8 protein-coding genes and 1 pseudogene are annotated in these 11,417 nt (G+C 59.1%); 1 reads left to right on the forward strand and 8 read right to left on the reverse strand.

Going from position 1 to position 11,417, the window contains the following annotated elements; genetic code table 11:
• Positions 1–157 precede the first annotated feature (157 nt).
• From CSZ94_RS25600 to CSZ94_RS25610, 3 genes are read right to left on the reverse strand one after another with little or no spacing between them, the layout of a single operon-like run.
• On the reverse strand, positions 158–1,051 hold the full coding sequence (locus CSZ94_RS25600; RefSeq protein WP_258001204.1) for an ABC transporter permease: 894 nt from the start codon (positions 1,049–1,051) through the stop codon (positions 158–160).
• Positions 1,052–1,072: 21 nt separating this feature from the next.
• Entirely contained in the window at positions 1,073–2,095 is a 1,023-nt protein-coding gene (locus CSZ94_RS25605; protein WP_258001205.1) for an ABC transporter substrate-binding protein, read from the reverse strand.
• A 57-nt stretch (positions 2,096–2,152) separates the two neighbouring features.
• Positions 2,153–3,268, reverse strand: a complete 1,116-nt coding sequence (locus CSZ94_RS25610) for a porin (RefSeq protein WP_258001206.1) — start codon at positions 3,266–3,268, stop codon at positions 2,153–2,155.
• A 226-nt stretch (positions 3,269–3,494) separates the two neighbouring features.
• Here CSZ94_RS25610 and CSZ94_RS25615 point away from each other — a divergent pair, with 226 nt between their 5' ends.
• On the forward strand, positions 3,495–4,412 hold the full coding sequence (locus CSZ94_RS25615) for a LysR family transcriptional regulator (protein ID WP_034778821.1): 918 nt from the start codon (positions 3,495–3,497) through the stop codon (positions 4,410–4,412).
• Between the two features lie 77 nt (positions 4,413–4,489).
• Here the strand turns inward: CSZ94_RS25615 and rsmA are convergent, their stop codons facing one another.
• From rsmA to CSZ94_RS25640, 5 genes and pseudogenes are all read right to left on the reverse strand, one after another.
• Positions 4,490–5,269 (reverse strand): 16S rRNA (adenine(1518)-N(6)/adenine(1519)-N(6))-dimethyltransferase RsmA, encoded by a 780-nt coding sequence (gene rsmA, locus CSZ94_RS25620; protein ID WP_102124103.1) that lies wholly within the window; start codon positions 5,267–5,269, stop codon positions 4,490–4,492.
• Positions 5,270–5,319: 50 nt separating this feature from the next.
• The gene (gene pdxA, locus CSZ94_RS25625; RefSeq protein WP_102124104.1) at positions 5,320–6,369 is read right to left on the reverse strand and encodes a 4-hydroxythreonine-4-phosphate dehydrogenase PdxA; all 1,050 of its coding nucleotides are present in this window, start codon (positions 6,367–6,369) and stop codon (positions 5,320–5,322) included.
• 19 nt (positions 6,370–6,388) lie between these two features.
• Entirely contained in the window at positions 6,389–7,786 is a 1,398-nt protein-coding gene (locus CSZ94_RS25630) for a peptidylprolyl isomerase (protein ID WP_258001208.1), read from the reverse strand.
• A 103-nt stretch (positions 7,787–7,889) separates the two neighbouring features.
• A complete protein-coding gene (locus tag CSZ94_RS25635) occupies positions 7,890–10,133 on the reverse strand; it encodes an LPS-assembly protein LptD (protein WP_102124106.1) in 2,244 nt (747 codons plus the stop codon).
• Positions 10,134–10,269: 136 nt separating this feature from the next.
• Positions 10,270–11,268, reverse strand: a pseudogene (locus tag CSZ94_RS25640) (group II intron maturase-specific domain-containing protein); the annotation flags it as partial.
• Positions 11,269–11,417: the final 149 nt, after the last annotated feature.

The following is an 11,417-nucleotide window of genomic DNA, read 5'->3' on the forward strand; positions in this document are numbered from 1 at the left end:
ACAAACCACGTTCACTTTCGCCGCTTACAACCTGACGCGCATGGCGACGATCTTTGGCTGGCGTTTATCGGCGGTGGTTGGATAACTCCGTCCATAGAGTACGGAAAGCGCTAAAAAATGTCAAAAAACGGCCTGAAAAGTGGCTGAAAACTGCTTTTTAGGAAAAATGCGGCTTCCAGCCCGAAAAATTCGCATGTCTGGCGACAAAATCCGAAGGACTGGGGTCCTTTTTCAACACCCTGTTAAGGCCGGCGTTGACCAGCAGGGTCATGCAGACGAGGATGACGGCGATCACATTGGCGGCGCCGAAATCGCTCTCCACGCTGACCTTCTGGTACAGCAGGGTTTCCAGCATCAGCACCTTGGTGCCACCCAGCAAGGCCGGCGTCACATAGGCCGTCACGCAGCCCGTAAACACCAGGGTGCCGCCGACGACCAGGCCTTCCTGCGTCAGCGGCAGGGTGACCTTGCAAAACACTTGCCATGGATTGGCGCCCAGGGTGGCGGCGGCCGGTTCCACGTCGCGCGGCAGGTTTTCCAGCGCGCCCGCCAGCGACATCAGCATCAGCGGCAGCAGCAATTGCAGCAGGCCGACAAACACGGCGAACTCGCTGAACAGCAGACGCAGCGGCTCGTCCGTGAAACCCATGTTGACGAGCGCTGCGTTGAGGGCGCCATTGCGGCCCAGCAAGACGATCCACGCATAGGTACGCGCAATCGGCGAGACCATCAGCGGCAAGATCATCATGCCCACCACCAGCCCGCGCCACTTCGGCGACACGCGCGCCACGGCTTGCGCGGCCGGGTAGCCGAGGATGATGGAGGCCAGCGTCACCAGCGCGGCGATGCGCAGGGTGCGCCAAAAGATGGTGCGGTTGAATTCCTGCGAGAAAAATTCAATGAAGCGGTCGAAGCCCCATTGCATGCCGTCGCCGACGCGGAAGGCGTCGATCAGCAAGGCCAGCACGGGCAGCAGGAAGCAGACGACGATAAAGATCAGCGCCGGCAGGACCAGCAGCAGTCCCAGGCGCTTTTTTGGATCAGCAAACATGGTGTTTTCTCCTCGTCACCACTATTTGCTCATGGCCTTGTGCCACTGCGTCATCCAGTTGCTGCGCTGCTTGAGGATGGTTTCCGGCTTGACGAATTTCAGTGAGCTGATTTGGTCGGCGCCATAGGTATTGAATTGCGCGGCGGCCACCGACAGGCGCACGTCCTTGTTGACGGGCGAGTCGACCAGGTTGGTCGCCAGCTGCGTCTGCACTTCCTTGGACAACCAGAAATCCATCAGCTGGTAAGCCAGGTCCGCATTCTTCGAACCGGCGACGATGCCCATGACGTTCATGCCGGCCGCCTGGCCTTCGGCCGGGATGCTCCACTTCAGGGGCAGGCCGGTCTTGAGCATTTGCGACCAGGTAAAGCGTGCCACGGGCGCGGCCCAGATTTCATCCTGGGCGAACAGGGCAGCCAGCTGCGCGCTGTTTTTCGAGAACGTGACGACGTTGCCCTTCATGCCGACGATCTTGGCAAAGCCGGTGGCGTAGTCGTCCGTCTTGCCGCCCCAGGCCGCATCGGCCATGCGCAGCATCAACGGTCCCTGCGTGGTGCTCACGTCGGGGAAGGCCACGCGGCCTTTCAGTTCGGGGCGCCACAGGTCTTTCCAGGACGTCAGCGGGGCGATCTTGTCGCTGCGGTAGACCAGGCCCACCGAGTACAGGGTGTAGCCGACGGCGTAGTTGCCGCCGATGGGGTTTTTCGCCACGTCGTACAGCGCTTTGTAATTGTTCAGCCTGGCGTAATCCATGGGCTGGATGACGCCCTTTTGCGCCGCTTCCAGCATGCCGGAATCGGACAGCAGCACCAGGTCGATCACCGGGTTCTTGGCATGCACCACCAGCTTGGCGATGCGGTCCGCATTATTCCCCGTTTCCACCTTGATATCGCAACCGCACTTGGCCTTGAACGGCTCGTACACATACTTCATGAACAAGGGCTGGGCAATCGGATAGGCCGAAATGACCAGCTCGCGTTTTTCCGCGTGGGCGGCGTTAGCCAGCAAGCCTAGGCTCAACGCCAACATGATATGCTTTTTCAAGATGCTTCCTTTCAGGGGGCGGCGCTGCGGGACAGCGCCTGTAAAGATGAATCAGACTCAGAAATAATGTCGCATGCCGACGATCAGGACACTTTGCTTCTTGCCGCCCGAGGCGCCGAAACCGAACACGCGGGCGAACGTCGCATCGCCTGCCGCTTTCTGGTAGCTCCAGGTGATGGCGACGTCGGTGCGCTTGGACAGGAAGTAATCGGCCTGGAAGTTGACCTGATGCCATTTCGGCGTCTTGTTGATCACGTCATATTTTCCGGTAGTAAAGAAATACGACGCGCCCAGGTTCAGCGCTTCCGTCAGCTTGTGGTTCACGTTCAGATCCACGTTTTGCAAGGTCAGACTGCTTTGATCCAGGTAGTGGTAGCGCACGTTGGTGTACAGCGCGCCAAACTTGGTCTTGCCCACATTATAAAAGCCTCCCGTGCCGGCGATGGCCTGGCTGTTCACGCCGGCGCCGCTGACGGCGCTCTTGTTGAAGAGCAACAGGGAACTGCCATAGTCGTTGCCGATGGCGCCATTCGGCGCATCGGGGCTATTCGGGTGGTCCATCTTGGTATAGGCGACGGCCCAGCTGAAGGCATCGACTTTGTAGCCGGCGCCCATGCTGTAGACGCGGTTGCGCTTGGAATCTTCCGGGTTCTCGCTGAAACCGTACAAGCCCGTGAACGACAGCTTGCTGATGTTCGGGCTGACGTACTTGACGGCATTTTGCACGCGCAAGTTGTTATAGCCATTGTCGTTGTCGCCGATGTGCACGCCGTTACTGGCGATGACCACCGGGCCCAGCAGGTCCTTGACGGCTTCGTACTGGCGGCCCAGGGTCAGCGTGCCCTTGTCATTGCTCGACAAACCCACGTAGGACTGACGACCGAACAAACGACCGCTTTGCGAGGCCGTGCCCGTCATCACGTTAAAGCCGTTTTCCAGCACGAAGATGGCCTTGATGCCGTTGCCCAGGTCTTCCTGGCCGCGGAAACCGATGCGGGGATTCTGATTCGTGCCGCTCAGCGCATGCGTGCGGCTGCCGTTACCCTCATCCGACACATAGCCGATACCGGCCGACAGCAAGCCATACACCTGCACGCTGCTTTGCGCCTGCGCTGCGCCCTGCGCCGCCAGCAAGCCACCCACCACCATCGTTCCCGTCATCCATTTGTTCATCGCCGCCACCCTAAAAAGAATACACCCTGAGTTTTTTGGAATTATTTTATTGATGCGTCCCTTGCCTGGCGCGCCGCCAAGAGTGCCGGCGCCGCATTCCAGGCGCTTCTCCTGAATATTATTGCTTTCAAGACAAGTAAAGACCAGTCCAGAATATGGTAAATTGCGGGATAAGAAAATTTGTTTATTTTTATAAATCCATTACTTTTTCTAATAAACAACGCCCATGCATGAACTCAGCAAGAAGATTTCCTTACGACATTTACAAGCGTTTGCCACCTTAGCCCGGGTAAACAGCTTCAGCAAGGCCGCACAGGAATTGTGCGTGACCCAGCCGGCGCTCAGCGCGTCGATCAAGCTGCTGGAAAATCAGCTGGGGAAAAAGTTGTTTAACCGCACAACCCACCAGCTGGAATTGACGCGCGAAGGCAAGCTGGCGCTCGATTACGCCACGCATTTATTGAATACGGCAAGCAACACTTTTGCCGATATCCAGCGCGCCATCGGCAGCGGCCGGCACCGCATCCGCATTGGCGCGATTCCGTCGGCCATGGCGATGACGGCCGTGGTGGTGGCGCGCTACTGCGAGCAGCATGGCGATGAAGTGGAAATCGTCCTGTCCGACATGCCCAACGACGGCTTGCTGCACGCCTTGCATTCGGGCCAGCTGGACTTTTGCGTGGGTATCGAGGTGCCCGGTTCCGTCTCGCTGGAAAGCGTGGGCCTGTTCGAGGACGAACTGGTGCTGGTGACGGCGGGACGCCATGCGCTGGCGCCACTGAAGGAAGTGCGCTGGGAGCAACTGGCGGGGCAGGAAATCGTCGTGTTTACCAAGGGCAGCATCTGGGAATTTGCTTCCAGCGCACTGCGCCAGCATGGCTTGAGCCCGTCGAGCCTGTATCAGATGATACACAGCGAGTCACTATATGGCGTGGTGCGCGCCGGCATCGCCGTGGGCATCATGCCCAGCCTGTACACGACTTTCCTCAACGACGAAGACTTGCACGTGGCACCACTGCGCCAGCCCACCTGCAAGCGCAAGATCGCCTTGATGCGGCGCAATGAAATCAGCCGCAACCACCATGTGGACGACTGTTTTTCAGCGCTGCGGCAGGATTTGCAGCAGGTCGACCAGTGGTTTTAAATAACCCCAACAGATGAACAGCCGGGGTCGGCCCCTCAGGATCCGACCCCAGTCCTAGCCCTTGGGTTTGACAACGTTTACACAGGTGCCTTCAGCAGATTCGCCAAGGCAACATACTGCTCCAAGCCTACCGTTTCCGGACGCTTGGTCGGGTCGATGCCGGCCGCCTTGATCTGCTCTTCCGTAAACATGCCGGCCAGGCAGTTGCGGATCACCTTGCGGCGCTGCGAGAATGCCTTCATGACGACCGCTTCCAGGGTGGCCTGGTCGCAGGCCAGGCGCTCGGCCACGGGGATCATGCGCACGATGGCCGATTCCACTTTCGGCGGCGGATCAAACGCCGTCGGCGGCACGATGAACATCAAGGTCATGTCGTAGCGCCATTGCAGCATCACGGACAAACGGCCATACGCCTTGCTGCCCGGCTCAGCCACCATGCGTTCGACGACTTCCTTTTGCAGCATGAAATGCTGGTCTTTGACCAGTGGCGCAAAGTCCGCCAGGTGGAACAGCAGGGGGCTGGATATGTTGTACGGCAAGTTGCCCACGATGCGCAGCTTCTGGCCGGCCGGCACGGGAATTTGCGCAAAATCGAATTTCAGCGCGTCGCCCGAGTGGATAGTCAGCTTGGCCGGATTGAAGGTCTTTTCCAGGCGCACGATCAGGTCGCGGTCCAGTTCAACCACATGCATTTGCTTCAGGTGGCGTAGCAACTGCTCCGTCATGGCGCCCAGGCCGGGGCCAATCTCGACCATGGCATCGTCCGCCTGCGGCGCGATGGCGGCCGTGATGTCGTTGAGGACGAAGCGGTCATGCAGGAAATTCTGGCCAAAGCGTTTGCGGGCAACGTGTTTCATATTCTGTTTTCTATTCTAGAGGCGGTGTAGCGGGGTAAAACCGGTGGGTATCAGGCGCGGCGGCTGGCACGCAGCATGTAGAGCGCCGTTTGCAGGGCCTGCTCCATGCTGTGGCAATCGGCCAGGCCCAGCCCTTGCGCGGCCAGGTCCAGCGCCGTGCCGTGGTCGACCGAGGTGCGGATCAGCGGCAAGCCCAGCGTGATATTGATGCCGCGCCCGAAGGTGGCATATTTCAGCACGGGCAAGCCCTGGTCGTGGTACATGGCCAGCACGCAATCGGCGTCGGCCAGATACTTGTGCTGGAACAAGGTGTCGGCCGGGTACGGTCCGCGCGCATCGATGCCGCGCGCTTGCGCCGCAGCGATCGCCGGGGTGATGACATCGATTTCCTCGCGCCCCAGGTAGCCGCCCTCGCCCGCGTGCGGGTTCAGGCCGGTCACCAGGATGCGCGGCGCGGCGATGCCGAATTTCTGTTGCAGGTCCGCCTGAATGATATCCAGGGTGACGGCCAGGCTGTCCATCGTAATGGCAGCGGACACGTCCTTCAAGGGCAAATGCGTGGTGGCCAGCGCCACGCGCAGGGTCGGTTCGCCATGTCCCGGTTCGCCGGCCAGCATCATCACCACCTGCGGTGTGCCGGTTTTTTCGGCCAGGTATTCCGTATGGCCGGAAAATGCCACGCCCGCGTCGTTGATCGTGCTCTTTTGCAAGGGCGCCGTGACCATGGCATCAAACCAGCCGGCGGCGACACCTTCCACGGCCGCGTCCAGGGTAGCGAGCACGGAGCGCCCGTTTTCCTTGTCGAGTACGCCAGGAATGACATTATTGACAGTCGGAATATCGATCACCGCCAGGCGGCCGGGGCCGAACTGGGGCAGGCCGTTGTTGCGTACGGCTTGCAGCGACAGCGCCGCCAGGCGAATCTCCGGGTCGATCAGGCTGGCCGTCAGCGCCAAGAAGGCGGCGTCGCCCAGCAGGATGACTGTGACTTCATGCCGCATGGCCCAGGCGGCGCGGATCGAAATTTCCGGGCCCACACCGGCCGGTTCGCCACAGGTAATGGCGATGGCCGGGCGGCGTGCAAGGGGCAAGTTACTCATGCACAAATAGTCGGCAGCATTACTGGTCGTCCGGGCGGAATTCGACGTAAGCACGGTCGCGTACTTCGCGCGCCCAGTTTTCCGTCGCTTCTTCCAGCTTGCGTTCACGCAAGGCATTGCGGGCGGCGCTGCGCTGTTTCTCTTTCGAGACGTCGTCGCTCTTGCGTTCCAGCACTTCGATCAGGTGGAAGCCAAAGCTCGATTCGATCGGCTGGCTCACTTCGCCCGGTTTCAGCGCATTCATCGCCGTTTCAAATTCCGGTACGGTATCGCCCGGATACAGCCAGCCCAGGTCGCCTCCCTTGGCCGCCGAACCGTCGTTCGAAAACAAACGGGCCAGGTCTTCGAATTTGGCGGCCTTGTTGTCGAGACGCTCTTTCAATTCCGACAATTTGCGCTTGGCTTCGGCCGCCGACAAGGTCGGTGTAATTTTCAGCAAGATATGGCGGGCATGCGTTTGCTGCACGGCAGCGACGGCTTGCGCCTCGGCCGCGCTACGGCGGTCCACCAGCTTCAGGATGTGGAAACCGGTATTGCTCTTGATGATGGGTGTGATCTGGCCCGGCTTCAATTTCAGCAACTGTTCCGTGAACAAAGGCGGCAAACGGTCGCTATGGCGCCAGCCGATATCGCCGCCGCTCAGCGCATCGCTGGCGTCGGAATAGGTGGCGGCCATCTTGGCAAAATCGGCGCCCGTGCGCAACTGGCGGCTGACTTCTTCGGCCCGCGCGCGGCGCGCGGCGATTTGCTCGGGGCTGGAGTTTTCCGGAATGCGCACGAGAATCTGCGCCAGGTTCAGCTCGACCTGTTCGCTGGCCGCCGCTTTTTCCGCTTCCAGGAAGTTATCCACTTCGGAATCGGAAATCTGGATCTTGGCGTCGACTTCATGCTCGCGCAAGCGCTGCATGATGATTTCATCGCGGATTTCTTCGCGGAAGGTCGCAAACGGCGTGCCTTCTTTTTCCATCTGGTTGCGCAGCTCTTGCACCGTCATCTTTTGCTGTTCAGCAATACGGCCGATCGCGCGGTCCAGGGTCAGGTCATCCACGCGCACGCCCATTTCCTTGGCCAGCTGCATCTGTGCGCGTTCAACAATCATGCGCTCCAGCAATTGACGACGCAGGTCGGCGGGATCGGGCAAGGGCACGTTCTGCGCCTTCATGCGCTGCTCCACGCTCTTGATACGGGCCGCCACTTCATTGCGCGTAATCACATCGTCATTGACGACGACGGCGATGGAGTCGATGGTCTGGCCACTGCTCGATGCCGGTGGCGTGAAGCCCTTGACCGGCGCTGGTGCGGCGGCGGCGGCGGGCTTGGCCGCAGGCGCTGGCGCAGCCTGTTGCGCCCAGACACTACTGGTCGTGGCGCCGGAAATGGCGCACAACAAAACCGTTGCAATTTTGAGTTGGTGCATACTGGCATTACGCATAATGTGTAGAGCGCTCATGAGTTCAGGTGAATAAAAAAACCGGTTTGTGCCAGCGCCGGGAACACCGGCGGCGGCAACGGTGCCTATCTTAACGGAGTGGCTGGCTCAGTGCCTGGTAACCGGGGATGGTTTTTGTAAAAGTGTCCAGGCCATTCGCGCCCAGACCCAGGCCATTCGACAGCCCCGTCAATTCCAGCTGGAAGAAGATCGGCGTCGAGACCGTCTTGGCCGTCGTGACGAAACGTTGCGCGCCCATGCGGAACACCCAGCAATCGCCCTTGTATTCCAGGCCGACCAGGCTTTCCAGCATGCTGCGATCCTTCACGGAATAACTGACGCGTCCCACGCCATACAGGCGATCCGTCAACGGCCATTGGGTCGACACTTCAACATTGCGCCAACCAGCGTCTCCACGCTGGAAACGATTGCCAAAATTCAATACTTTCTTGGCACCGGGCTGATATTGCAAGGTGTAGTTGTAGCTGACCAGCTGGCGGTCGCTGGGATTGTACTGCACCAGGCTGTCGGCGGTCCAAGTCTCGGACACGCGGCCCGTTGCTGCCAGCAGGATATCCGAACGCGACTGGTTGACGGGCGTGCTCGAATCGAGTTGCACGCGCTGGTCGGCAAAGTAGAAACGCTGGCCGAAGGTCAGGCGCATGCGTTCCGTGCCATCGGCCTGCAGGAAACGCGATACCAGGGCGGCCGTGACCTGGTTGGCATCGCCGATGCGGTCGCTGCCAACGAAACGGTTTTCCGTGAAGATATGCGTCAGGTTGAACGTGCCGGCGGCCGTATCGAAATTCGGGAACTGCGACTGGTCGCGGTACGGCGTGTAGACATAGAACAGGCGCGGCTCCAGGGTTTGCGTGCCGCCCTTGGCGCCAAACAGATTCGTGTCGCGTTCAAACACCAGCCCGCTGTCGACCGAGAAAGTCGGCACGGCACGCGTAAACGACGTATCCGCAAACTTCGCCTTGGTCCTGGCGTCGTTGTCGAGCTGATACGCGCTGGCATTGAGCATCAGCTTGGGCGTGATGAAATAGCCAGGGCGCACGATGGGGAAACTCACTTGCGGCACGGCGACGAGGCGCGACCCTTGCACCAGAGTCGGGTGGGCGAAGCGCGTCGCTTCCGCGTCGAAGGTCCAGTCGAAGCCGCCCCAGACGTCGTATTTGCCAGCGTGGAAGTTCACCGCCGGCAAGCGGTCATACGGGCGTGGCACGACCACCTTGGGATCGGGATCCTGCAGCACCTGGTAATTCTGTACGCGCGCCGTCAGGCTCCAGTCCTCGGTGCGGTAATCGCTGCGCAATTCGCGCAGCAACTGGCGTTCGGTGGCAGTGGCCACGGTTTTCGAAAAATCGTTGGGGTAATTATTGTCGGATGCGTCGCGCAGATCCCAGCTGTAAGTCCAGCCCTTGGCCAGCGCCTGCTCGTGCTTGGACTTGATCATGTAGCGGTTGGTCTTGGTTTGCTTATCGTTAGGCAAAAACTCCACCGACGTTTCGCCCTGATACAGGCCGGCATCCGTCTCGCCCATGTAGCGGCCCGTCGCACCGAGCTGGATGCCGCGCCGCTGTATGTAGCGCGGGAACAAGGTCAGGTCGCGGTTCGGCGCGATGTTGACGTAATACGGCATCAGCAGCTCGAAACCGTTCTTGGAGGCAAAGCCCGGCGTGGGCGCCAGCCAGCCCGAGCGGCGCGCGCCCGACAGCGAAAACGAGATGCCCGGCGTGCCCAGAATCGGCACATCCTTGAAATAGATGATGGTCTTGCTGCCCGTGCCCACGTCGCGGCCCGTATCGAGGTTCAAGGTGCTCGATTTCAGGTACCAGTCCGGATTCGGCCCTTCGCAGGTACTGTAGGTACCGCCGATGACATTGGCTTCGTCGGGGTTGATGAAGTCGACGCGCTCGGCCTTGCCCTGGCCGCCACCCACTTCGAAGCGGTACGTCGGGTTGAGCAGGAAACCCTTGCCGGTTTCCATGTTCAACTTCAAGACGTCACCCGTGTAGTAATCGCCGAAACGCCACATCTTGATATGACCCTCGGCATCGAACTCATCTTCAACTTGTTTGTAACAAGCTGTATCGGCCGTCATTTTTGTGGTTTTTCCGCGCTCAATCACGACATTTTGATCGAGATTGATCTCCCTTTCGGGGCGTCCGTTCATGCTGTTTGCCGTCATGACGGTGGGCGCGTCGGGATCTTCCACATGCACCGGACGCGGTGCTTTCTGGGCGTGGACAGGCACCGTCGTGGCGGCGACGAGCGCGCTGATGGCGAAAGCCCAGCGCTGCGAAGGGGGGGAGGCCGAAAACCAGCTCATGAATTGGAAGGGGCAAGCACCATTGAGAGGCGATTTTTTAATTGTAGGGTAGGAAGACTCCATTACTGGCGTCCTCCCCCCTAGGAACCGGGCTTGCGACTTTCGCCGCACACGGCTCGGGCTTAATAAAAAGTTCCTATACAGGAACCGGCTTTGTTACTTTCAATCCAAGGTTATGAACCTGAGAATGGCAATTTGGGTGCAATAATACCCGATTTCCCAGCGCATCGGACCCGCCCGCCACCCTATACTGCATATGGTGGTCGTGCCAACCGGTGTCAAAGTCCATCGCATACCCGCACAGCGCGCACTTCCCGTCCTGATCCACGTACAGCCGTATCCACTCCTTTCGGTACCGCATGTTTTTTACCATGCGTTCTTTCCGTAGCGTCTCGCCGTACATCTCCCATGACGGATCATAAGGGTTGAATGCTCCCTTGATCTTGATGTGACGCTCAATGGCCGTTCCCGCAAGCGAGTACAGTTCCATTGTTGCCTTATTGCCCAACTCAGTATCAACTTGACATGCAAACACCCAGTGCCGATTGCCGACGGTACGCCAATACTTCTTGCGTATCCAATCTGCGCTCTTGGTCGGGTGCCTGCGTTTTGCCCATCGCATGAGCCGCCAGAACAGCAGCGACTCCAGACGAGAGAACGTTTGCTTTGCTACGACAGGCGAGTGGTACTGCGCCCACCCGCGTAGCATGGGGTTCAGCAGGCGTATCAAATTCTCCTGCGTTGCGCCCAAATTGTCACTGATTGCCGTTCCCAGCTTTTTATAAAACGCCTTGACGTTTTTCTTACTTGGCTTGATCAGCAACTTCCCTGTGTATTTGCGGAAATTCCATCCCAGGAAATCAAACCCTTCATCGACATGCACGATTTTAGTCTTCGCTTTTGCAAGCCGCAGACCTCTGATGGCAAGAAAATTCTCCACCCACGGTTTGATTACGTCTTCCAGCAGCTCTCGTGAAGCACCTGTAATGACAAAATCATCCGCGTACCGTATGACGCCGACCTTGAGTTTCTTGGCCTTTGCTACTCCCCATTTTGCATCGAGATGCGCCACAAGTTCCGCTTCCAGCCCATTCAGTGTCCAATTTGCAAGTGCAGGGCTGATTGAGGTACCCTGACTTTTTCGGACACTCTAGTTTGGTAAACTTCACCAACTGGAGAACTTATGACACGCTCAAAAACCTACACACCGGAGCTTCGTGAAGAAGCGGTAAAACTGGTCCTGACGCAGGGCCTGACGCTGGAAGACGCGGCACTGCGCCTGAC

Origin of the sequence: Janthinobacterium sp. ROICE36 (assembly GCF_002869965.1) — a bacterium.
GTDB lineage: Bacteria > Pseudomonadota > Gammaproteobacteria > Burkholderiales > Burkholderiaceae_D > Janthinobacterium.